A 25,046-nucleotide genomic window follows, 5' to 3' on the forward strand; every position below is an offset into this window, starting at 1 on the left:
AACAACGCAGGCTGCACCACATCCACCCGATCCACCGGCGGAAGACCCTCCCCCTCCACACCCGCCAGCACATCCCGCACCGACCACCCCGTCAACGGCGCCAGCACACGATCACACTCACCCACCACCCGCCCGAACACCGCACTACCGGCCAGCAGCTCACGACCCATCGCCACCCACTGCGGACCCTGACCCGGGAACACGAACACCACCTTGCCCGACTGACCGGCCTCGCCCTGGACCAGCTCGGGGTGCGAGACGCCCTCGGCGAGGGCCCGCAGTCCGGCGGCGGCGTCCGCCACGGAGGCGGCGGTCACGGCGGCGCGGTGTACGAAGTGGGTGCGGTGTCCGGCGGCGGTGCGGGCGATGTCGACCAGCGCGGCGTCAGGGGCGCCCTCCAGCCAGTCGGCCCAGGCGGCCGCCTGCGCACGCAGCGCGGGCTCGGACTGACCCGAGACGACCACCGGAAGCGGCCCCTCAGCCGTGGCGGCCGCGCTCTCCCGTACCGGAGGAGCCTCCTCCAGCACCACGTGCGCGTTGGTGCCGCTCAGACCGAAGGAGGAGACGCCGGCCCGGCGCGGGCGGCCCTCCCGGCGGGGCCAGGGGGTCAGCTCGTCGACGACGCGGACGGCGAGGTCGTCCCAGGCGATGGCGGGGTTGCGGGGGCTGCTGTGCCGGGTGGCGGGCAGGGCGCCGTGCCGGAAGGAGGCGAGCACCTTGCAGACGCCGGCGATGCCGGCCGCCGACTCCAGGTGCCCGATGACGCTCTTGGCGGTGCCGATGCCCAGCTCGCGGCCGGGCTCGCGGTCCGTGCCGTAGACCGCGCCGAGCGCCTGCACCTCGATCGGGTCGCCCAGCGACGTACCGGTGCCGTGGCATTCGACGTAGTCGACGTCGGCGGCGGACAGCCCGGCCGAGCCGAGCGCCTCCCGCAGCACCTTCTGCTGCGAGGTGCCGTTGGGCGCGGTGATGCCGCTGCTGGCGCCGTCGTGGTTGACGGCGGTGCCGCGGACCACGCCGAGGACGGTGCGGTCCTGGGCGAGCGCGTCGGACAGCCGCATGACGGCCAGGACGCCGACGCCCTCGCCGCGCCCGTAGCCGTCCGCCTCGGCGGAGAAGGTCTTGCTGCGGCCGTCGGGGGCGAGCGCGTGGGAGCGGCTGAGCGCCACGAACATGCCCGGGTCGGCGAGGACCTGGACGCCGCCGGCCAGGGCCAGGTCGCAGGCGCCGCTGCGCAGCGACTCGCAGGCCAGGTGGAGCGAGACCAGCGAGGAGGAGCAGGCGGTGTCCACGGAGAGGGCGGGGCCCTGGAGTCCGAGGTGGTAGGCGAGGCGTCCGGCGTTGAAGCTGGGCAGCGCCCCGGTCAGGTCGTAGGTGTCGGGGGCGGCGGTGCGCCGGTGGCGGCCGTACTCGCCGTCGCCCGCGCCGACGAACACGCCGGTGCGGGAGTCGCGCAGCTCGCGGGGCCGGATGCCGGCGTCCTCCAGCGAGCACCAGGCGGCCTCCAGGAGCAGCCGGTGCTGGGGGTCCATCGGTTCGGCCTCGCGCGGGCTGATGCCGAAGAAGGCGGCGTCGAAGGAGGCCACGTCGTCGAGGAGGGAGGCGTGCCGGACGTAGGAGCGGCCCGGGGCGTCGGGGTCGGGGTCGTACACGGCGTCCAGGTCGAACCGGTCGGCCGGGACGGGCCGTACGGTGTCGCGGCCCTCGGCGAGCACCTGCCAGAGGCTGTCCAGGTCGTGCGCCGAGCCGGGCATCCGCAGTCCGACGCCGACGATGGCCAGCGGCTCGTCGAGGGAGGCGGGCCGGTCCACCGCGGTCGGCGACTCCGCCGCTTCCGGGGCGAGTTCGGCGAGCAGCCAGCGGGTGGCGGAGTGGAGGTCGGGGCAGTCGTAGACCAGGGTGCGGGGGGTGGTGACGCCGGTACGGCGCTGGACGCGTTCGGCGAGGTCGACGGCCATCATCGAGTCGAAGCCGAGATCCTTGAAGCCGCGGTCGGGGTCGAGCGAGCCGGGGTCGCGCACGCCGAGGACGGCGGCGGCCTCGACGGCCAGCAGCGCGCGGACGTGGTCCGCCCGGTCCGGCTCGGGCAGCCCGCGCAGGGTCTCCCGCAGCGGGTCGGACGCGGCGGCGGCCGTCGTCGCGGACGACGGGGCGTCCCGTCCGGCGCGGGCCTCGGCGATGTCCCGCAGGAGGGAGCGGTCGCGGCCGCCGGTGTACGCGGGGGCGGCGCGGTCCCAGTCGATGTGGGCGATCACCGGGTGGCCGCCGGAGGCGAGGGCGGCCTCCAGGGCGGTCAGGGCCCGGTCGGCGGCGATCGGGAGCAGGCCGGTGCGGCGCAGGCGCCGCTCGGCCTCGCCGTGCGCCATGCCGCCGTCGGCCCAGGGGCCCCAGCCGACGCTGAGCGCCGGGACGCCGTCGGTGCGGAGCCGGGCGGCGAGGGCGTCGAGGGCCGCGTTGGCCATGGCGTAGTTGCCCTGGCCGGTGTTGCCGAGCACGCCGACCACGGACGAGTACAGCACGAAGGCGTCCAGGTCGTGGTGGCGGGTGAGGTCGTGCAGCAACTCGGCGGCGTGCTGCTTGGGCGCGGCGGAGGCGGCCAGCGCGGCGGTGTCCAGGCCGTCGAGCAGCCGGTCGTCGAGCGTGCCCGCGGTGTGGAAGACGGCGCGCAGCGGCGTGCCGTCGGCGTCGATGCGGGCGATGAGGGCGGCGAGCTGCTCGCGGTCGGTGACGTCGCAGGCGGCCAGGGTGGTGCGGGCGCCGGCCGCCTGGAGTTCGGCGGCCAGCTCGGCGGCGCCCTCGGCGTCCGGGCCGCGCCGGGAGACCAGGACCAGGTGTTCGGCGCCGCGCTGGGCGAGCCGGCGGGCCAGGTGTCCGGCGAGGGCTCCGCTGCCGCCGGTGACGAGGACGGCGCCGCGTGCCGTCCAGGGCCGGGCGGCGGGCGGGGCGGTGCGGCGCAGCCTGCGGGCGTGGCGTCCGGAGGGCCGCAGCGCGAGCTGGTCCTCGCCGCTGCCGCGTTCGGCGAGCGCGGCGGCGAGCTGCGGGGCGGCGGCCCGCGCCTGCTCCGGGTCGGCGGGCAGGTCGAGCAGGCCGCCCCAGCGGTTGGCGTGCTCCAGGGCGGCGACCTGGCCGAGCCCCCAGAGCGCGGCCTGGGCCGGGCGGGGCGCCGGGTCGGCGGCGTCGGCCCAGACCGCGCCGCGGGTGACGAACCACAGCGGGGCCCGTACCGAGGCGTCGCCGAGCGCTTGTACGAGGGCCAGCGCGGCGGCCGCCCCGGTGGTGGTGTGCGGGTGCTCGGGGTGCGGGGTGTCCTCGGCCGGGGTGAGGGCGAGCACTCCGGCGATCGCCGTCCCGTCGAGCGTCGCCACGAGGTCGGTGAGCGCGCCGGCCTGGCCGGCCCGGTGGTCGCTCGCGGCCAGCACGGCGGGGGTCGCGCCCGCCTCGCTGAGCGCGGCGGCGACGGTGTCGGTCAGCGCCCGGTCGGCCGGGTCGGCGACGAGCAGCCAGAGGCCGTCGAGCGCCGGGGCGGCGGTACGGGGTGCGGGGACGGGCTGCCAGGTGTGCTCGTAGGTCCAGTCCGCGAGGTCGGCGGCTTCGGCCCGGCGTACCCGCCAGTCGGCGAGGTGCGGCAGCAGGGTCTGGACGGCCGTGCCGTCGCGGACCCCGAGCAGTTCGCCGAACCGGGCGGCGTCGCCGTCCGCCACGGCCTGCCAGAGCGCGTCGTCGGCGCCGTCGCGCCCGCGCCCGGCGGGCCGCCTCGGCGGCGCGTCGAGCCAGTGGCGCTCGCGCTGGAAGGCGTAGGTCGGGAGGTCCGCCAGGGTGCCGGTGGCGGGCAGCACCGCGTCCCAGTCCACCGGCTGGCCGAAGGCGTGCAGCGCGCCGACCGCCCGCAGCACGGCGTGCGCCTCGCTCTCGCCGTCCCGCAGGGCCAGCGAGGCGGTGAACCGGCCGGCGGACGACTCCTGGTCGAGGACGCAGTTCGCGGCCATGGCGGAGAGGACCGCGCCCGGGCCGACCTCCAGATAGCGGCCCGCTCCCGCCGCCTCCAGCGCGCGCACCGCGTCCAGGAAGCGGACCGGTTCGCGGACCTGGCGTATCCAGTACGCGGGGTCGGACCACTCCCCCGCCGGCACCCGCTCCCCGGTCACCGACGAGACGGCCGGCAACTGCGGTTCGGCGAAGTCCAGTTCTCTGACGACGGTGCCGAACTCCGCCAGCATCGCGTCCATGTGCGGCGAGTGGAAGGCGTGCGAGACCTCGAGTCGGCGGGTACGCCGGCCCAGCGCGGTGAAGTGCTCGCGTACCGCTTCCACGGCGGCCGCGTCGCCGCTGACCACCGTCTGGGCCGGGCCGTTCAGCCCGGCCACGCACACCCGGCCCTCGACTGCGGCCAGGACGTCCAGCACCTCGGGCTCCGAGGCTTCCACCGACGCCATCGCGCCGCCCGCCTCGCAGCCCTGCATCAACCGGCCCCGGGCCACCACCAGTCGGGCCGCGTGCGGGAGCGACAGCACCCCGGCGGCGTACGCGGCCGCGATCTCGCCGACCGAGTGGCCGGCGACGACGCTCGGGCGCACGCCCCAGGACTCCCACAACCGGTAGAGCGCCACCTCGACGGCGAACAGCGCCGGCTGGGCGAACTCGGTGCGGTGCACGAGGTCGGCGTCGACGCCGTCCGGGTCGGCGAAGAGGACCGCCACCAGCGGGACCCGCAGATGGGCGTCGACGGCCGCGCACACCTGGTCGAAGGCGGCCCGGAACGCCGGGAACGCCTCGTACAGTCCGCGTCCCATGCCCAGTCTCTGGGCGCCCTGGCCGGTGAACAGCACCGCCAGTTCGGCCTGGCCGGCGCGGCCCTCGACCAGGTCCGGATGGCCGCCGGCCCCGGCCAGCGCGCGCAGGCCGGCCACGGCGTCCTCGGAGCTGGCCGCGACCGCCACCGCCCGGTGCTCCAGGTGGGAGCGGCGGGTGGCGGCGGTGTGGGCGACGTCGCGCAGGTCGGCGTGGGAGGCGCCGTACAGGCGGTCGGCGAGGCGGGCGGCGTTGGCGGCCAGGGCGGCGGGCGTCTTGCCGGAGACGGCGACGGCGACCGGGGTGGTCGACGCGCCGCGCCGGGGGCGGCCGGCGACCGCGTCCCAGTCGACGTCGAAGCCCTCCCGCCACAGGCCGGCCGCGAGGTCCTCCAGGCACTGGCGGGCGGGGCGGCGGCGGTCGCCGGTGGGGGCGACCTCGGCGAGGGCGCCGGCGCGGGCGTCTCGGAGGGTGCGGGTGACGGCGTGCCGGAGGACCGGGTGCGGGGAGACCTCCACGACGCGCACCGGGCGGCGGGCGGCCAGTGCGGTGACGGTCTCGGCGAGCCGGAACGGTTCGCGCAGGTTGCGCAGCCAGTAGCGGGCGTCCAGCGCGGTGCCGTCGATCAGGTCGCCGGTGACGGTGGACCAGAGGGGCAGGGCGGCGGGCCGGGTGTGCACGGCACCGAGGGCGCTGAGCAGTTCGGGGCCGTGCGGGTCGAGCTGCGGGTGGTGGGCGGCGTAGTCGATGTCGACGCGGCGGGTGGCGGTGCCGCGTTCGGCGAGGGCGCGTTCCAGGGCGGCGATGCTCTGCGGGGAGCCGGAGAGGCAGACCTGGTCCGGGGACAGGTGGCCGGCCACCGCGATGTCGCCGCCGGTCTCGGCGATCAGCCGGTGGGCGGCGGCCGGGTCGAGGTCGGCGACGGTCATCGCGCCGCGGCCGGAGATCCGGTCGGCACACTGGGCCAGGGCGCAGATGACCCGGGCCCCCTCGGCGGTGGTGAGGGCGCCGGCGGTGACGGCGGCCGCCACCTCGCCGATGCTCTGGCCGGCGACCGCGGCGGGCCGCACGCCCCAGGACGCGAGGGTGCGGGCCAGGGCGACCTGGACGGAGAACAGCACCGGCTGGACGACCTCGGTGCGCTCCAGGCGGGAGGAGGCGGCCGGGTGGGCGAGGAGTTCGTCGAGCACGGACCAGCCGGTGACGTCGCGGACGGCGCGGTCGCACTCCTCGATCGCGGCCCGGAAGGCGGGTTCGGCGAGCAGGTCGCGGCCCATGCCGAGCCACTGGCTGCCGTGGCCGGAGAAGAGGAACACCAGCTCGGGGCGATCGCCGCCGGGGACGGGCGCGGCCCCGGCCCCGGCCCCGGCTTCGGCTTCGGCTTCGGCTTCGGCTTCGGCGAGGGCCTGGGCCAGGGCGGCCGGCAGGTGGTCGGGGTGGGAGACGGCGGCGACCGCGCGGTGGGCGGCGCTGCCGCTGCCGAGGAGTCCGGGGGCGTACCAGGACTGCCCGGAGCGGGCCCGCTCCAGCAGCGCGTCGGCGGCCTCGCGCAGTCCGGCCCGGTCGGCGGCGCCCAGCGGTACGAGGAGCCGGCGGCGGAACGGCGCCTCCTCCAGGGCGACGTGGGCGTTGGCGCCGCCGAAGCCGAAGCCGCTGACGCCGGCGTACCGGCGGCCCTCGCCCGGCCAGGGCCGGCGCTCGGCGACCACGCTGAGCTTGGCGGCCGCGAAGTCGATGTGCGGGTTGGGGGTGTCGAAGTGCAGGCTGGCCGGCAGCTCGCCGTGGTGCAGGGCGAGGGTGGTCTTGATCAGGCCGAGGACGCCGGCGGCGGGTTCCAGGTGCCCGAAGTTGGTCTTCACCGAGCCGATGTGCAGGGGTTCGTCGCGGTCCTCGGCGAAGACGGCGGCCAGGCCCTCGGCTTCGACCGGGTCGCCGAGCGGGGTGCCGGTGCCGTGCGCCTCGACGTAGGAGACGTCCCTGGGGGCGACGCCGGCGGCCTGCCAGGCGGCGCGCACCACGGCGGACTGGGCGCGCGGGTTGGGCGCGGTCAGCCCGTTGGAGGCGCCGTCGTTGTTGACGGCGCTGCCGCGGACGACGGCGTAGATCCGGTCGCCGGCGGCCAGCGCGTCGGAGAGCCGGCGCAGCACGACGACGCCGCAGCCCTCGGCGCGGACGTAGCCGCCGGCGTCGGCGTCGAAGGCGCGGCACTGCCCGTCGGGGTTGAGGCCGCCGAACTTGGTCATGGCGACGGAGGTGTGCGGGTGCAGCAGGACGTTGACGCCGCCGGCCAGGGCGAGGTCGGACTCGCCGCCGCGCAGGGACTGGGCGGCCAGGTGGACGGCGGTCAGCGAGGAGCTGCACGCGGTGGCGACGGCCAGGGCGGGGCCGTGCAGGCCCAGGGTGTAGGCGATCCGGGCGGGGATGATCGAGTTGTCCCAGCCGGTCGCGGAGTGGGCGCCGATGGCGTCCGGGTCGGCGCCGGTGGCCAGGTGGTACTCCTGCGCCATGGTGCCGAGGAACACGCCGGTACGGGAGCCCGCCAGGTCGTGGTGGGCGATGCGGGCGTCCTCCAGCGCGGCCCAGGCGGTCTCCAGCGCGATGCGCTGCTGGGGGTCCATGTGCCGGGCCTCGGCGGGCGAGATGCGGAACAGCTCGGCGTCGAAACCGGCGACGTCGTCGAGGAAGCCGCCCCAGCGGCTGTTGGTGCGGCCGGGGGCGCGCGGGTCGGGGTCCAGCCACTCCTGGGCGTTCCAGCGGTCGGCGGGCACCTCGCGGATGGCGTCGATCCCCGCGAGCAGGCCCTGCCAGAGGGCGTCGGGGGTCTCGATGCCGCCGGGCAGCCGGCAGCCGATGCCGACGACGGCGACGGGTTCGTCGGCGCTCGCCGCGCGCGGCCGGGCGGGCTGGGCGGCGGCGCCGGCGGGCGGCTCCTCGCCGGCCAGGTAGGCGGCGAGCTGCGCCACGGTGGGGTACTGCCACAACGCCCAGGTGGGCACGGGCCGGTCCAGACGGGTGGCCACCTCGGCCGCCAACTGAAGCAACTGGGCCGATTCCAGGCCTAGTTCGCGCAGCGGGAGGTCCGCGGGCACCGTGTCGGGGGCGGCGCCCAGGAGTCCGGCGAGCAGCTCGCGCAGCAGTCCGGCGACGGCGGCGGGCGTGGTCGCCGTGCCCGTCGTCGCGGTGGCGTCGGTGTCGCGGTTCACCTGGGCAAAGCTCATCGGCTCTTCCTTGATGCTCGTCGGACCGGGCGTGCGGCGGCGGGGGCGCGCCTTGGTGCGGGCGGAACGGCGCCGGCCACGTCACTGCCGGGCCGTTCCCGCGGGAGGCCGTGTCGCAGACGACGGGCGCGGGACACGGTACGGGGGCTGAGCCCGTGTGACGTGGCCGGTGGTGAAGGGGGTGCCGGGCCCGTTCAGGCCGGCGGCGGAAGGGGGGACGCGGGCGATGCCACCCCGCCATCGTGGCCGCCCCCGCTTGAGGCGGGGTGGAACCGGCGGCCCGGGACCGGTCGGGACGAGCCGGTGCTCAGACCCGGCCGGCGGCGTACGGGCAGACGGCGGGCGGCTCGGCCGGGGAGTCCAGCGCCTCCGGCGCCGCCTGCTCGGCGGCGCGGGCCTCCTGCGCCTTGAGCTCCTGGCGACGGCGGCGGCGCTCCTCTCGCTCGGCGCGGCGGGCCGCGCGCTTGGCCGCGAGCCGGACCCGGACCTCCTCGAAGGTGGGCAGTGCACGGTCGCCGGTGGTCCAGCGGACACCCTCCCACGCGTAGGCGAGGGTGTTCATCCGGTTGACGGCGTGCACATGGTTGTCGTTGGCCAGGAAGGCTTCCAGGGATGCCTCGTCCTCCCAGACCGTCAGGGCGCGGGAGCTGTTCCAGTTGTACTCGGACACGGCGAAGACGCCGCCGATCAGGCCGGGGTAGCCGAAGAACTCGTTGAGGACGATGCCGTTCAGCTCGGCGGCCTCCGGCTCGTGCTCCGGCTTGGGCCAGCCGTTGGACTCGGCGACGACGTACGTCTTCGGCAGCTCCCGGTTCAGCTTGCCGTCCTCGTCGAAGTAGGGGCCGACCCAGCCGTAGACGACCCGCAGGTCGGGCTCGTCGCCCTCGGCGTACCCGTCGGCGGTGGCCGGGCGCTCCCGGCCGGCCCAGGACGCGGGCCGGCTGACCCACCCGTCGGGTGATGTGTACTCGTCGGAGGAGGCGTCCTGCGCGGCGGCGACGGCGGCGGGCGTCTCGGCGGGTGCGGTGGTCACGTCACTTCTCCTTGCGTTCGACGGGGAGCTTCACGTACTCGAGGATCAGCATCCGCAGGACGAGCATCCGCGGGTCCCCGGCGAGCTTGAGCCTCGGCAGCACCGGGACGATCGCCCGCAGCATGGCCTTGATCTCCTCGCGGGCCAGTGCAGCGCCGATGCAGCGGTGCATGCCGTTGCCGCCGAAGGAGACGTGCCGGTTGGGCTTGCGGGTGATGTCGAAGGCGTCCGGGTCGGTGAAGACGTCCTCGTCGCGGTTGCCGGAGGGGAAGAACAGGGCGACCGACTCGCCCTTGCGGATCTTCTGCCCGCGGATCTCGGTGTCCTTCACGCAGGTGCGCACCAGCGTGATCGCGATCGAGGTGTAGCGGATGATCTCGTCCACCGCGCCGTCGATCAGCGACGGGTCGTCCAGCAGCAACCGGAGCTGGTCGGGGTTCTCCAGCAGGGCCCGGATGCCGCCGGCGATGGCGTTGCGGGTGGTGCCGTTGCCGGCCTGCACCAGGTTGAAGAGCTGGTACGACATGTCGTGGAAGGCCAGCGGCTCGTCGTCCACGCGGGCCCGCACCAGCCGGCTGAGCACGTCGTCGCCCTGGCCGCCGCCCTCCGCCATGCGGCGGTTGACCAGGCCGGTGAAGTAGGTGTCCAGATAGCCCATGGCGGCCAGGAAGCGCTGGACGGCGGCTTCCGGGTCGGCGTCGGCGTAGTCCTGGTGGAAGGCCGAGGCGGTGTCCCGGTGGGCGTCGAAGAGGCCGTCCCAGTCCTCCTCCGGTACGCCGATCAGCTCGAACATCGCGGCCAGCGGCAGCTTGGCGGACAGCAGGTGGGCGACGTCGGCGGTGCCGTCCCGGTCCAGGGCCGCCAGGAAGTCGGCGACATAGCCTTCGGCCAGCTCGGTCAGCCGCTTGCCCCGGGCCTCGGTGGCCTTGGGGGTGAAGCAGGGGTACATGGCCGAGCGGACCTGGCCGTGCACGGGGGCGTCCATCAGGCCGAGGCCCGCCGGGTAGTCGGCGGCGTGCCCGTAGAGCTGCCCGCGCCGCTCGCGCTCCAGCTCCCAGGGGTCGATCTCGTCGGGGGTCTCCACGCCGATGCGCTGCTGGTGGGAGAAGAACTCGGTGTTGCGGGACACCCAACTGATGTCCTCGTGGAGGGAGATGAGCCAGAACGGCTCGTAGCCGGGCTGCTGGTACCAGTGCACCGGCGACTGTCTGCGCAGCCTCTCCAGGGTCTGCCAGGGGTTTCCCTCGTCGTACAGCGCGCTGCTGGTGACGTCGATGTCCGCGACCGCGTTCATGCGGGCGGCCTCCTTCAGTTCTCGGCGTTCTCGGGGACGCGGACGGTGGTGGACTCGCTGTGCTCGCGCAGGAAGGCGACGACGGCGGCGACCGTCTCGCGCCTGCGCCCGGGCGCGTCGAAGCCCGCGTCGAGCAGGCGGGCCGAGGGCGCTTCGGCGGCGATCCGCCGGGCGACGGCGGCGGGCTGGCGGCCGCCGCCGCCGGGCAGCACGAGCAGCGGCGCGGGGAAGGCGGCGATCGACTCCTCGGGCACGGAGAAGTACGCCGAGCCGGCCGGGAAGAGGTGGTCGCGGTGGCGTACCAGGGTGGTGATGTAGCGCTCGCGGCGCAGCGCGAACAGCTCCTTGTGCGACTCGGGGTCGTCGTGCAGGCGGCGGGCGAAGGGGCCGGCGGCCGGGTTGCGGCCGAAGTCGCCGTCGGCCCGCGCGGCGGCGGCCACGGCGGCCAGGCCCTCGGTCTCCGGGTCGTCGAAGGACGCGGCCCGGGGCAGCCGCATGGCCTCGTCGAAGAGGCCGAAGAAGTCGGCGAGGGAGTTGCCGTCGCCGCGGCCGGGCGGCTCCTGGAGGACCACCGAGGCGATCCGCTCGGGGGCCTCGGCGGCGAGCCGCAGGGCGTGCAGGCAGCCGAGGCCGGCGGCGACGACGTGGACGCGGTCGGCGCCGGTCTCGTCGAGGACGGCCGTCTGGTCGGCGGCGGTCTGCTCGTAGGTGGCGGGCAGGAAGGGCGCGGCGCTGCGGCCGCTGTGCCGCTGGTCCATGGCGATGACCCGGAAGTGCGGGGACAGCTCGGTGACGGGGTGGTAGAAGTTCGTCTCCCACGCCGCGATCGCGCTGTCGGCGCCGCCGGGGGCGAGGAGCAGCACCGGCTGCCCGGCGCCGCTCACTTCGTAGTGGATGCGGGCGCCGTCGGGCCGCACGATGTCAGGCATTCTCGTCTCCTTGGCTCTGCGGGAGGGCGCGCAGCAGTTCCGCCGCCATCGCCTGGTGGTTCTCGAGGGGGGCCGCGTGGGTCCCGGTGATGGTCCGGTGGGTGAAGGGCCCGGTGGTGCAGTCCTGCCAGCCCGCCACGTGCTCGCGGGACAGCACCGGGTCGTCGGACGCCGAGACGGCGTGCACGGGGATGCGCAGGGGGGTGCGGACGCCGTCGCCGAGGGCGGCGCGGTGGTCGAGGGCCAGGACGGCGTCGTCCTTGAGCGCCTCGCGGTACTCGGTGAGCAGTTCCTCGCTGCCGAGGATGGCGGGCGGCAGGATGCCTTCCAGAGCGCGGGCGAGGTCGGCCGGGGACAGGGTGTCGAGCTGCTGCGCCACCTCCTCCATGCGGCGCATCGGGGCCGGTGGCGGTGTGTGCGGGGGCAGTCCGCAGGCCGGTACGAGGCTGAGCGGCGGGCCGCCGGGCCGGTCGGCGAGCGCATGGGCCAGCTCCCAGGCGAGCCAGGCGCCCTGGCTGTGCCCGTACAGCACGGTGGGCAGCGGGTCGCGGCCGGTGAGGTCGGCCACCACTTCGCGCACCACGGAGGCCATGTCGGTGGCGGCGGGTTCGCCGGCCCGCTCCTCGCGGCCGGGCAGGGCCACCGCGAGCAGTTCGACGGTGTCGGGCAGGGCGCGGATCAGCGGGATCTGCGCGGCGGTGGCGCCGCCGGCCCCGGCGACGCAGACGATCCGCGCGGTCGGCCGGTCGGCGGGCTTCATGGTGCGCAGCCAGCGGCCGGTGAGCGGACCCTCGGCCTCGGCCTCGGCCTCGGGCAGGATCTCGCGCAGCACGGTACGGGCGATGCCCGCGCAGCCGCCTTCGCCGAGGACGGTGGCGGTGCGCACCTTGGCGCCGGTGAGCCGGGCGACTCGGGAGCGCAGCCCGACCGCCATCAGCGAGTCCATGCCGAGCAGGGTGAGCGGCCTGTCGTCGGGGACGGCGTCGGCGGCCAGGCCCAGCACGGGCGCGATCTCGTCCTTGAGCAGGGCGGTGACCAGGGTGTGGCGCTCGGGCGCGGGGTGGGCGAGGAGCCGGTCGCGGAAGCCGGCGGCCGGCGCGGGTGCGTCGGTCGTCGCGGCAGGGGGCGTCTCGGCGCGCCGGGCGAGGAAGTCGGTGAGCAGCGGCAGCAGTCGGGCGACGTCGTCGTGGAGCTGCTCGGGCGCGCCGATGAGTTCGGCGAGGGTCGCGGCCTCGCCGGTGTCGACGGCGTCCCAGAAGGCGCGGTCGGCGGCGGTGGCATGGCGCCGGCCGGGAAGCGGCTGGTCCTTCCAGTGCCGGGTGCGCTGGAAGGCGTAGCCGGGCAGCGGGACGACGGCGGTGGCGTGCGCGGCGGGCGCGCCGAGCCGGCCGAGGAGCCGTTCGAAGTCCAGGTGGTGGCCGTGGACGTGCAGCCTGCCGGCGTTGTGCAGGAGTTGGCGCAGGCCGCCGTGGTCGCGGGCGAGGGAGCCGACGACCACCCCGTCGTGGTCGGCGCTGGCGTCGGTGAGCGGCACGGCGAGCACCGGGTGGGCGGAGGCTTCGACGAAGACGGTGTGCCCGTCGGCCAGCAGCGCGTCCAGGGCGCGGTCAAAGCGGACCGGTTCGCGCAGGTTGCGGCACCAGTAGCCGCCGTCCAGCTCGTCGCCGTCGGCGCGTTCGCCGGTGACGGAGGAGTAGAAGGGGATGGCGGCCCGGCGCGGGGTGAGCGCGGCGAACTCCTCGGCGAGCCCGGGCAGCAGGACGTCCATCTGGGAGCTGTGCGAGGCGAACTCGACGTTGACCCGGCGGGCGTAGGTCCCCTGATCGGTCAGTTCGGCGACGAGCTGCTGGAGTTCGGCGGTGGCGCCGGAGACGACGGTGGAGCCGGGCGCGTTGACGGCGGCGACCGACAGGGCGTCGCCGTAGCGGGCGAGCAGCTTCTCGACGTCGGCGACGGGGCGGCCGATGACGGCCATGCCGCCCTGTCCGACGCGGGCGACGGCGGCCTGTGAGCGGCGGGCGACGACCTGCGCGCCCTGTTCCAGGGTGAGCGCGCCGCTGACGACGGCGGCGGCGATCTCGCCCTGGGAGTGGCCCATGACGGCGGCCGGTTCGACGCCCAGGTCCCGCCAGAGCGCGGTCAGCGCGACGGCCATGGTGAACAGGGCGGGCTGGACGACGTCGATGCGGCCGGCCGGCGGACCGTCGCCGTCGCCGGCGATGACGCCGCGCACCGACCAGCCCGTGTACGGGGCGAGGGCGGCGTCGCAGTCGGCGACGGCCTGGGCGAACACCTCGCTGGTGTCGAGCAGTTCGCGGCCCATGGCCTCCCACTGGGAGCCCTGGCCGGGGTAGACGAAGACCGGTCCGCGGGCCCGGCGGGCGGCGGTGCCCCGGGCGAGCGCCGGATGGTCCGCGCCGGCGGCCAGGGCCCGCAGGGCGTCCGCGGCCTCCTCGACGCTGCCGGCGCTGACACTGGCCCGGGCGGCGAAGTGGGTGCGCCGGTGGGCGGCGGTGGCGGCCAGGTCGGTGAGCCGGACGCCGGGGTGCGCGGTCAGCCAGGCGGCCCACTCGGCGGCCTGGTCGGCGAGTGCGGCGTCGGTGCGGGCGGAGAGGACGACCGGCAGCGCGGCCGGTTCGGCGGCGGGGCCGGGGCGCCAGGCGGGCGGCTCCTCCAGGACGACGTGGGCGTTGGTGCCGCCGAGGCCGAAGGAGGACACCCCGGCCCGGCGCGGGCCCTCGCCGGCCTCCCACGCCTTGGTCTCGGTGTTGACGTAGAACAGGCCGGGGTCGAGGCCCATCTCGGGGTTGGGGCTCTCGTAGTTGAGGCTGGGCACCAGTTCGCCCCGGTGCAGGCAGAGCGCGGCCTTGATCAGGCCGGCGACGCCGGCGGTGGCGTCGGTGTGGCCGATGTTGGTCTTCACCGAGCCCAGCGCGCAGGGCTCGGCGCGCTCGGCGGTGGCGAACACCTGCTGGAGGGCCTGGACCTCGATGGGGTCGCCGAGCGCGGTGCCGGTGCCGTGCGCCTCGATCAGCCCGATGCTGTCGGGGGTGACGCCGGCCTCGGCCTGGGCGGCGGCGATGACCCGGGCCTGGCCCTCGACGCTGGGGGCGGTGAAGCCGACCTTGCCGGAGCCGTCGTTGTTGATCGCGCTGCCGCGGATCACCGCGTAGACGGTGTCGCCGGCGGCCAGCGCGTCGGACAGCCGGCGCAGCACCACGACGGCGACGCCGTTGGCGAGGACGGTGCCGCCGCCCTTCTCGTCGAAGGCGCGGCACTTGCCGTCGGGGGAGAAGACCAGGCCGTCCTGGTGGAAGTAGCCCAGGTCCAGCGGCAGGGTCAGCGAGGCGCCGCCGGCCAGGGCGATGTCGGACTCGCCGCGCAGCAGGGACTCGCGGGCCAGGTGGGTGGCGACCAGGCTGGTGGAGCAGGCGGTCTGGACGGTGAGGGCGGGGCCGCGCAAGTTGAGTTTGTGGGCGACCCGGGTGGCCAGGAAGTCGTTCTTGGTGCCGACCATCCGCCGGTAGAAGTCGGCCATCCCCTCCGCCTGCTCGGCGGCCCCGTACTGGGCCTGGCCGGAGCCGGCGAAGACGCCGACGTGGCCGTCGAAGGAGCCGGGCCGGGTCCCGGAGTGCTCCAGGGCCTGCCAGGCGCACTCCAGGAACAGCCGGTGCTGCGGGTCCATCGCCTCGGCCTCGGCGGGCGGGCAGTCGAAGAAGTCGGCGTCGAACAGGTCGGCCCCGTCGACGACGCCCTTGGCCGGCACGTAGTCGGGGTCGCCCAGCACGTCGTCGCCGATGCCGGCGGCGCGCTGCTGCTCGGCGGTGAAGTGGGTGATCGACTCGGTGCCGGCGCGCAGGTTGGCCCAGTAGGTCTCCACGTCCGGGGCGCCGGGCAGCTTGACGGCGAAGCCGGTGACGGCGATGGCCTCCTGCCCGTCGGCGCGGCCGCGGGCCGGGTCCTGCGGGCGGGCGGCCGGGGCGTGGCCGCCTTGGAGGTGGGCGGCCAACTGGCGCACGGTGGGGTAGCGGAACAGCGCGGACAGCGGGAACTCCCGGCCCAGGCCGGCGCAGATCAGTTTGTGCGCCTCCAGGGCCGTCATGGAGCTGGCCCCGAGGTCGAAGATGCCCCGGTCGGGGTCGACGGCCCGGTGGCCCAGCACCTCGGACCAGGCGCGGGTGACCAGCGCCTCGACGTCGTCACCGGCGCCGTCACCGGCGGCGGGCGCGGGCGCGGTCCCGGCGGGCGCGGGCGGGGGCAGCCGCAGCAGCGCGCCCCGGTCGACCTTGCGGTTGGGGGTGTGCGGCAGCTCCGCCATCGTCACCAGTCGCCCGGGGACCATGGCGGCGGGCAGGCGCGCGGCGGCGTACCGCAGCAGTTCCTCGTCGAGGTCCTCCGGGCGCCCGGCGGCCTCGGCGGACGGCGTGAGGTACAGGACGAGCCGGGGGTCGCCTGGCACGTCCTCGCGGACCACGGCGGCGCACTCGGCGACCGCCGGGTGCTCTCCGGCGACGGTCTCGACCTCGCCGAGCTCGATGCGGTGCCCGCGCAGCTTGACCTGCGCGTCGGCGCGGCCGCAGAACTCCAGGGTGCCGTCCTCGCGGTGGCGGACGATGTCCCCGGTGCGGTACATGCGCGCGGCCGGCCGGCCGGCGAACGGGTCGGGGAGGAAGCGTTCGGCGGTCAGCTCGGGGCGGTTCAGATAGCCGCGGGCGACGGCCAGGCCGCCGATGTACAGCTCGCCGCGGGTCCCGCGCGGGGCGCGCCGCCCGTTGCGGTCCAGTACGTACAGCACGTTGTCCCGCAGCGGCTCGCCGAGCGCGACCTCCCCGGGCACGGCGTTCCACGCCGCCGACCAGACGGTGGTCTCGGTGGGGCCGTACATGTTCATCAGGCCGTCCGGGCACAGCCGCAGCAGCTTGCGGGCCAGGCCCCGGTCCAGCGCCTCGCCGCCGACCAGCATCCGCTCCAGGCCGCCGACCAGGGCGCGCCCGTCGGCGTCGGCGAGGAGCATCCGGGCCAGCGACGGGGTGCACTGGAGGTGCGTCGGCGCGTAGGGCAGGTGGTCGGCCCAGCGGGCCGGGGAGCCGTCGGCGACGACCACCCGGTAGCCGCGGGTCAGCGTCCACAGCAGCTCCAGGGTGGAGATGTCGAACGACAGGCTGGTGACCGCCAGCCAGGTGTGGCCCGCACCGCCGCCGACCCGCTCGTCCATCGCCGAGCAGAAGACGGCGAACTGGGCGTGCTCCAGCTGCACGCCCTTGGGCCTGCCGGTGGAGCCGGAGGTGTAGATGACGTACGCCAGGTCGCCGAGGGCGACGGTGTCCTCGACGGCCTGCGCGCTCTCCTCGGGCGCGGGCAGCGCGTCGACCAGCAGCACGTCGACCTCGTCGCCGGCGAGCTGGGCGACGTCGGCGGCCCCGGCCCGGGTGGAGACGACGATCCGCAGGCCGCTGTCGCGCACCACGTGCTCCAGCCGGGCGGCCGGATAGTCCGGGTCCAGCGGTACGTAGGCGCCGCCGGCCAGCCAGGTGGCGAGCACGGTCACCACCAGGTCCGCGCCGCGCGGCAGGTGGACGCCGACCAGGGACTCCGGGCCGACGCCGGCCGAGCGCAGGTGGCCGGCCGCGGCGGCGGCCCGCGCCACCACCTCCCGGTAGGTCAGGGTCTGCTCGCCGGCGATCAGCGCGGTGGCGTCCGGGGTGCGGCGGGCCTGGCGCAGGATGCGGCGGATCGCGCTCTCGGCGGTGACCTCGTCCGCCGCGCGGCCGCCGGCCGCCTCCAGCCAGCCCCGCTCCTCGGCGCCGGCGACGGGCAGGTCGCCGACGGGCGCGGCGCGGTCGGCCACGGCGGCGGTGAGCAGCGTGCGGAAGCCGGCCGCCAGGCGGGCGGCGGAGCGCTGGTCCAGCACCTCCGGGCGGAACTCCAGTTCGGCGCGCACGCCCTCGCCGTCGGGGGCCAGGGTCAGGCCGAGGGCGGACTTGGCGACGCCGCGCGGGCCGCCGCCGACGGCGGCCCGCGGCAGGTGGGTCCAGGCGTCCGGTCCCTCGCCGAGCGCAGGGAAGTCGGTGGCCCGGTAGTTGAACACGGCGCTGAACAGCGGGTTGTCCGCACCGCTGCGGTCGCCGCCGACGGCCTTGACGATCTCCGACAGCGGCACGTCCTGGTGGTCGAGCAGTCCCCGCACCCGCCGGGAGGTCGCGGCCAGCACCTGGTCGAAGGTCGGGTTGCCGGTCAGGTCGCAGCGCAGCGGCAGGGTGGTGACCAGGAAGCCCACCAGCCCTTCCACTCCGGGCAGTTGGCGGTTGGCCCAGACGGTGCCCAGGCCGAAGTCCTCGCTGCCGGTGACCCGGGCGAGCAGCACCGCGAACGCGCCGGCGTAGACGGTGTACGGGGTGACGCCGGCCTCGGCGGCGGCCTCCTCCACGGCGGCGCGCAGCTCGGCGGGCAGCGCGAAGCCCAGGGTGCCGGCCGGTTCGGCGGCCTCGTCGCCGTCCCGCACGGTCCCGGGGGCGGGGTCGGCGGCCGGGAGGTCCAGCCGGCCCATGCCGGCCAGCTCGGCGGTGAAGTGGTCGATGCCGGGGGCGAAGCCGCCCTCGGCGAGGGTGCGGCGCTCCCAGGCGGCGTAGTCCCCCGACTGCGCGGTGACCTCCGGCAGGCGCGGCTCGGCGCCGGCGCTCAGCGCGGTGTAGGCGTCGAAGAGCTCGCGGGTGAGCAGCGACAGCGACCAGCCGTCGGTGACCGCGTGGTGCAGGTACAGCCCGATGAGCTGCCCGCCGTCGTGGGTGTCGGCGACCAGGCAGCGCAGCGCCCCGGCGGCCAGGTCGATCGGGGCGCGCTCCTCGGCCCGCAGCCGGGCGTCCAGGGCGTCCTCGTCGAGCTGGGACAGGTCCTCGAAGACGAGCGGCAGCTCGTAGTCCTGCTCCGCGCTCACCACCTGGACCAGCTCGCCGTCCCGGCTGTGCAGGGCGGTGCGCAGCGCCTCGTGGCGGTCCACGACCAGTCGCAGCGCGGCGGTGAAGGCGTCGGGGTCCAGCGGGCGGGCGGTGCGCAGTACCAGCGGGGTGTGGTATTCGGTGCTGCCGGGCCGCAGTTGCTCCAGGAACCACAGCCGCTGCTGGCCCTCGGTGGCCGGGTGCAGGTCGCGGCGCTCGGCGCGCGGCAGGGCGGGGCGCGCCGCGGGCAGCGCGGCCTCCAGCTCCCCGAGGGCGTGGTCGAGGAGGTGGCCGGCCACGTCGGCCGGCGTCGGGCAGGTGAAGGCGAGGTTGGCGGGCAGGGTGGCGCCGGTCAGCTCGACCAGGCGGTTGCGCAGGTGCAGCGCCATGATCGAGTCCAGGCCCAGTTCCTGCATCCGCTTGTCGCCCGGCACGGGCTCGGGCGCACCGAGCACGGCGGCGGCCTCGGCCCCCACCAGTGCGGCGAGGTCGGCGTGGCGGGCGTCCTCGTCGAGCGCGGCGAGCCGGGCGCGCAGCGCGGCGGGCCCCTCGACGGCGGCGGGCGGTTCGGTGCGGCGGCCGAGCAGGGCGGCGCGCGCGGCGGCGTCGGGCGCGCGGTAGCCGGCGAAGTCGCTCCAGTAGGAGGTGCGCTGGAAGGCGTACGTGGGGAGGTCGGCGACGGCGGAGCGGGGGGCCGTGCCGAGGATCCGGGTCCAGTCGACGGGGTGGCCCTGGGTGTGCAGCGCGGACAGTGACAGCAGCATCCGGTCCAGGCCGTCGGCGTCGCGGCGCAGGCTGCCGGTGACCGCGCCGCCGTGCTCCTCGGTGGCCGCGGTCAGCGGCATGCCGAGCACCGGGTGCGGGCTGATCTCGACGAAGACGCCGTAGCCGTCGGCGGTCAGCCTTTGCAGGGCCAGGTCCATGCGGACGGTCTCGCGGACGTTGCGGCACCAGTAGCCGGCGTCCAGCTCGCCGCCGTCCAGCGGCCCGCCGGTGACGGTGGAGTAGAAGGGGACGCGGTTCTGCTCGGGGCGCAGTCCGGCGAGCTGTTCGCGCAGCCAGGGCAGCATCGGGTCGATGTGCGCGCTGTGCCCCGCGGTGTCGGACCGGATGCGGCGGCTGAACACCTCGCGGGCGGTCAGCTCTTCCAGCAGCCGTTCGACGGCGGCCACGTCGCCGGAGACCACGGTGGAGCCGGCGGTGTTGACGACCGCGACCGACAGGGCCTCGCCGTATCCGGCGATCAGCTCCCGCACCTCGGCGACCGGCAGTTCCACCAGGGCCATCGCGCCCAGGCCGCTGCAGTGGCGCAGTTGGCCCTGGGAGCGCAGGGCGGTCAGCCGGGCCCCGTCGCCGAGGCTGAGCGCGCCGGCCAGCACGGCGGCGGGCACCTCGCCCTGGCTGGAGCCGACCACGGCGGCGGGCTCCACGCCCAGCGAGCGCCACACCGCGGCCAGCCCGATCATCACCGCGAACAGCGCGGGCTGGAGCACGTCGATCCGGTCGAAGTCCGGCAGGTCGGGGGCGTCGGGCTCGGCGAGCAGTCGCCGCACGGACCAACCGGTCCACGGCTCCAGGGCGGCGTCGCACTCGTCGACGGCCGCCCGGAACACCTCGCTCTCGGCCATCAGGGTGCGGCCCATGCCGAGCCACTGGGAGCCCTGGCCGGGGAAGACGAAGGCGACCTTGCCGCGGTCGCGGGCGGCGCCGGTGACGACCGCCGGGTGCGGGCGGCCCTCGGCCAGCGCGGTCAGCGCGTCGGCCGCGTCCCGCGGGCCGGCGGCGAGGACGGCGGCCCGGGCCTCCAGCGGGGTGCGGTGCAGGGCGGCGGTGCGCAGCACGTCCAGCCAGGGCGTGCCGTCGCCGGACGCGGCGAGGTGCTCGGCCCAGCGGGCGGCCTGGGCGCGCAGCGCGGGGGTGTCGTGGCCGGAGAGCAGCAGCGGCCAGGCGGCCGGCGTCCCGGCGAGCGCCGGACCGGACGGCGGCGGTACGTCGGCGGGGGCGGCCTCGGGGTGCGGGGCCTCCTCGATGACCACGTGCGCGTTGGTGCCGCTGATGCCGAACGAGGACACGCCGGCCCGGCGGACGCGTTCGCCGCGCGGCCAGGGCCGGGCCCGGCCCAGCAGGCTCAGCCCGGCGGCGGTCCAGTCGATGTGCGGGCTGGGGTCCTCGGCGTGCAGGGTCGGCGGCAGCGACTCGTGCTGGAGCGCGAGGACCATCTTGATGACGCTGGCGACGCCGGCGGCGGCCTGGGTGTGGCCGATGTTCGACTTGGACGAGCCGAGCCGGAGCGGGTGCTTCGGGTCGCGGCCGGGGCCGAAGACCTCGGCGAGCGCGCCCGCCTCGATGGAGTCCCCGAGCGGGGTGCCGGTGCCGTGCGCGTCGACGGCGTCGATGTCGGCGGGGGTGAGCCGGGCGGCGGCCAGCGCGTCGCGCAGCACCCGCTGCTGGGACGGCCCGTTGGGGGCGGTCAGGCCCTGGCTGCGCCCGTCCTGGTTGACGGCCGAGCCGCGGATGACGGCGAGCACGCGGTCGCCGTCGCGCCGGGCGGCGGCCAGCGGCTTGAGGACGAGGACGCCGACGCCCTCGGACCAGATCGCGCCGTCGGCGCGGGCGGAGAAGCTCTTGCAGCGCCCGTCGGGGGCCATCGCGCCGAGCCGGCTGGACTCGACGAACATGGCCGGGCCGGTCATCACGGTGACGCCGCCGGCCAGCGCCAGGTCGCACTCCCCGGCGCGCAGCGCCGCCAGCGCCGAGTGGATGGCCACCAGCGACGAGGAGCAGGCGGTGTCCAGGGTGACGGCGGGGCCCTGGAGGCCCAGCACGTAGGAGACGCGGCCGGAGATGACGCTGCTCTGGATGCCGGTGCCCTGGTAGCCGTCGAAGACCTCCAGCGGCACGTTGCCGGTGTCGTAGTCGGAGCGCATCGCGCCCAGGTAGACGCCGGTGCGCGAGCCGCCCAGGGTGTGCGGCGGGATGCCGGCCCGCTCCAGCGCCTCCCAGGAGGTCTCCAGCGCCAGGCGCTGCTGGGGTTCCATGGAGACCGCCTCGCGCGGCGAGATGCCGAAGAACGCGGCGTCGAACCGGTCCAGGTCGTCCAGGAAGCCGCCCTCGCGGGCGTAGCTCTTGCCGACGGCGGCCGGGTCCGGGTCGTACAGGTCGAGTCCGTCCCAGCGCTCGGGCAGCGGGCCGATGGCGTCGCGCCCGTCGGCCAGCAGCCGCCAGAACTCCTCCGGCGTCCGCACCCCGCCGGGCAGCCGGCAGGCCATGCCGACGATCGCCACCGGGGCGTGCCGCTGCTCCTCCAGTTCGGCGTTGCGCTGCTGGAGTTGCAGTACGGCGGCCATGGCGCGCCGCATCCGGTCCTCGTTCGCCTGGGAACTCATCTACGCCATCCGTCTCGTCCGCGGCTCGTGCGGGAAGTGCGGGAAGTGCGGGAAGTGCGGGGTGGTGGGGCGGGGGTGGTGCGCCGCGGGCCTCAGTCCTCGACCGTGACGTCCATGTACGGCGGGATCCCCGGCAGGTGCTTCCCGTCGTGCTCCAGGACGCTGACCTCGCCGTCCGCCGCGACCTGGGTGAAGCCGGCGAACTTGTAGGTGACGAACATGGTCCGGTTGCGGTCGGTGGGCACGAACTCGGCGCGCAGCTTCACCCCGGCGGCGTGGGCGGCGCGGATGAGGTGGCCCAGCAGCACGGAGCCGACGCCGCGGGACATCACCCGGCAGGACATCAGCAGCAGCTTCACCGTCCAGGCGTCCTCGCCGCGCTCGACGAGGGCCAGGCCGATCTTGCCGTAGGTGCCGTACCGGTCCTCCAGGCCGGCGACCAGCAGGTCGTGGCCGGGCGAGCGGCGGAAGGCGTCCAGCTCCTCGTAGGAGTAGGTGTAGCCGGTGGCGTTGAGCTGATTGGTGCGGACCGTCAGCTCCTCGGCGCGCTGGAGGTCGCGTTCGGCGGCCGGGCCGATGGTGAAGCGCATGGAGAGGGAGGCGAGGAACTCCTCGTCGGTGCCGTGGTGGACGTCCTGGGCCTCCTTGCGCCGGATGTCGGCGCGGTAGAGGTGCCGGCGTTCCTTGGAGTCGGCGGTGACGAAGCGGGGCCGCATCTCGGGCATGCCGGGGATGCGCTCGACGTCCAGGGCGTCCACGCACAGCACCGCCGGGTGGGCGAAGCGGACCTCGTCGCGCTCGAAGGGCTGGTCGTCGACGAAGGCGAGGGTGTCGATGCCGATGTTGAACGCCTCGGCGACCGCGCGCACCGAGTCGGACTTGCTGCCCCAGTGGATCTGCGGATGCAGGAAGTAGTCGGCGATGCCCAGCTCGGTGAGCTTGGCCAGGGCGGCCGCCGGGTCGTTGCGGCTGGCGATCGAGTGCAGGATGCCGCGCTCGTCGAGGGTGCGGAGCACGTCGAGGACGCCGGGCCGCAGCTTGACGTCGCCGTCCTCCAGCAGGACGCCGTCCCAGACGGTGTCGTCCAGGTCCCAGACCACGCACTTGACGGTCGTCATCGCTGCCTCCTCGGGGCGCGCTCCTGGAACGCGTATTCGGCCAGCCCCACCTGGTGGAGCTGGGTGCTGCCCTCGATGACCTCCATGACGCGGGAGTCGCCGAGGTAGCGCTGTACGGGGTAGTCGGGCCCGCAGCCGTTGGCGCCGTGGATCTGGACGGCGTCGGCGGCGGCCCGGCCGGCGGCGGTGGCCGCGAAGTACTTGGCGGTGGAGGCGGCGGCCAGCGCGCCGGGGTCGCCCGCGTCGCGCAGCCGGCCGGCCTCCAGGCACAGCAGGCGGGCCGCCTGGGCGTCCGCGTACATGGTGCTGATCATGCGGCGGACGAGCTGGTGCTCCTTGATGGGCGAGCCGAACTGCACCCGCCGGCCGGCGTAGTCGGCGGCGGCGTCCAGGCAGGCGTCGAGGATGCCGACGCAGCCCCAGCCGACGGTGTAGCGGCCGAGGTCCAGGGCGGCGCCGGAGACGTGCGAGACGCCGAGGCCCGGCCGGGCCAGCAGGTGGGCAGCAGGCACCCGTACGTTCTCGAAGTACACGTTCGCGGTCATCGAGGCGCGGATGCCGATCATGTCCTCGATCAGCTCGGTGCGCAGCCCCGGGGTGTCGCGCTCCACCAGCAGGGCGGTGGGGCCCTCCGCGGAGCGGCCGACGACCAGGAAGACGTCGGCCGTCTCGCCGTAGGTGATCCACTTCTTGTGGCCGTCGATCCGCCAGTTCCCGTCGCCGTCGCGGGTGATGCGGGTGGTGACGGCGGCGGCGTCGCTGCCGGTCTCCGGTTCGGAGACGGCGAGCGCGCCGATGCTCTCGCCGCGCGCCAGCCGGGGCAGCCAGGTCTCCTTCAGCGGGCGCGGCCCCCAGCGGTTGACGGCGTGCGCGACCATGGTGTGCACGGTGAGCAGGGAGCGCAGCGAGGAGCAGGCGCGGCCCAGCTCCCCGGCGAGCAGCCCGAGGGTGACGGCGTCGCAGCCGCCGCCCCCGTACGCGGTGGGCACGGGCAGCCCGAGCAGCCCCTGGTCGGCCAGCGCCCGCACGGCCTGCGGCGGGGTGCGCTGCGCCCGGTGCCAGGCGTCGGCGTGCGGGGCGACGGCTTCGTCGGCGAAGGCCCGGAACTCCTTGGCGTACTGCCGCTGCTCCGGGGTGAGCATGCTGGTCATCGCGGTCGGCTCCGGCCCGGTGCTACCGCGGGGCGGCGGCGAGCAGCTTGCGGGTGACGAAGGCGTCGAGGGCGCTGATCGACTGGAAGTGCTCCAGTTCCAGGTCCTCGTTCTCCACGGTGATGCCGAACTCGTGCTCGGTGAAGGAGACGAGCTGCATGGCGAACATGGAGCTGACGAAGCCGAGTTCGAAGATGTTCTCGTCGTCCTTGAGGTCGTGCACGGGGAAGAAGCGGGAGAGGTACTCCGCGATCCGGGCGCGCGTGTCCGTCTGCGCGGCGGCGGTCGTGTCGATGCTCATCTGCGGTGTCCGTCCTGTTCGAGTCGTGGGGGTCGTCAGCGGTAGGTGTGGAAGCCCTGGCCGCTTTTGCGCCCGAGCAGGCCGGCGGCGACCATCTTCTTCAGCAGCGGGGCGGGCCGGTACTTGCTGTCGGCGAAGCTCTCGTGGAGCACCTCGATGGACTTCAGGATGGTGTCGAGGCCGATCAGGTCGGCGGTCTCCAGCGGGCCCATCCGGTGGTCGAAGCAGGAGGTGAAGATGCGGTCGACGTCCTTGGCGGGGGCCACGCCGTCCTGCACCAGGAAGGCGGCCTCGTTGATGGTGAGCATCAGCACCCGGTTGGAGACGAAGCCGGGCACGTCCTCGACGACGATGCAGTCCTTGCCGAGCCCGCCCAGGAAGCGGCGGGCGGTCTCGATGGTGTCCGGCGAGGTGTGGTGGCCGCGGATGACCTCGACCATGGGCTTCATCGGCACCGGGTTCATGAAGTGCATACCGACCACCCGGTCCGGGCGGGAGGTGACCGAGCCGACCCGGGTGATGGAGATCGCGGAGGTGTTCACCGCGAAGACGACCTCGGGGCGGACGATCGCGTCGATCCGCTCGTACACCCGCTGCTTGACGCCCCAGTCCTCGGTGACGTTCTCGACGACGAAGTCGGCCTTGGCGAGCAGGTCGTAGTCGGTGGTGAAGTCGATCCGGTCGAAGACCGCCTGCGGGTCGGCGCCGGCGCCCTTGTTGAACAGGGCGTAGGCGCGCAGGCTCTGGCGCAGCTCGTGGCGGGCGTTGTCCAGGACGTCGTCGGAGACGTCGACGAGGACCACCCGGTGGCCGGTCTGGGCGAGGTTCTGTGCGACGCCGACGCCCATCACACCGGCGCCGACGACCCCTACGGTCGAGAATTCCATCGCTTA

General features: G+C 75.6%; 8 protein-coding genes and 1 pseudogene. All 9 read right to left on the reverse strand.

Annotated features, from left to right (window positions below):
* On the reverse strand, positions 1-8,006 hold an 8,006-nt coding region (locus tag C6N75_RS00375; RefSeq protein WP_146132447.1), incomplete at its 3' end, for a type I polyketide synthase.
* Between the two features lie 307 nt (positions 8,007-8,313).
* A complete protein-coding gene (locus C6N75_RS00380; protein ID WP_105866800.1) occupies positions 8,314-9,039 on the reverse strand; it encodes a hypothetical protein in 726 nt (241 codons plus the stop codon).
* Position 9,040: 1 nt separating this feature from the next.
* The gene (locus C6N75_RS00385) at positions 9,041-10,333 is read right to left on the reverse strand and encodes a cytochrome P450 (protein ID WP_105866801.1); all 1,293 of its coding nucleotides are present in this window, start codon (positions 10,331-10,333) and stop codon (positions 9,041-9,043) included.
* A 14-nt stretch (positions 10,334-10,347) separates the two neighbouring features.
* Positions 10,348-11,262 (reverse strand): alpha/beta fold hydrolase, encoded by a 915-nt coding sequence (locus C6N75_RS00390; RefSeq protein ID WP_105866802.1) that lies wholly within the window; start codon positions 11,260-11,262, stop codon positions 10,348-10,350.
* Positions 11,255-21,484: pseudogene (locus C6N75_RS00395) on the reverse strand (amino acid adenylation domain-containing protein); the annotation flags it as partial. The gene C6N75_RS00390 and the pseudogene C6N75_RS00395, both read right to left, overlap by 8 nt.
* Before the next feature lie 191 nt (positions 21,485-21,675).
* Positions 21,676-22,701, reverse strand: coding sequence for an HAD-IIIC family phosphatase (locus C6N75_RS00400; protein ID WP_105866804.1), 1,026 nt, complete (start codon positions 22,699-22,701; stop codon positions 21,676-21,678).
* Positions 22,698-23,852, reverse strand: coding sequence for an acyl-CoA dehydrogenase family protein (locus C6N75_RS00405; protein WP_105866805.1), 1,155 nt, complete (start codon positions 23,850-23,852; stop codon positions 22,698-22,700). Before C6N75_RS00405 ends, C6N75_RS00400 begins: the two co-directional genes overlap by 4 nt.
* A 22-nt stretch (positions 23,853-23,874) precedes the next feature.
* Positions 23,875-24,153: an acyl carrier protein gene (locus C6N75_RS00410; protein WP_105866806.1), complete on the reverse strand. Its 279-nt coding sequence runs from the start codon at positions 24,151-24,153 to the stop codon at positions 23,875-23,877.
* A gap of 35 nt (positions 24,154-24,188) precedes the next feature.
* Positions 24,189-25,040, reverse strand: coding sequence for a 3-hydroxyacyl-CoA dehydrogenase family protein (locus C6N75_RS00415; RefSeq protein ID WP_105866807.1), 852 nt, complete (start codon positions 25,038-25,040; stop codon positions 24,189-24,191).
* Between the last annotated feature and the right edge of the window lie 6 nt (positions 25,041-25,046).

This window comes from Streptomyces solincola, assembly GCF_002982015.1.
GTDB lineage: Bacteria > Actinomycetota > Actinomycetes > Streptomycetales > Streptomycetaceae > Streptomyces > Streptomyces solincola.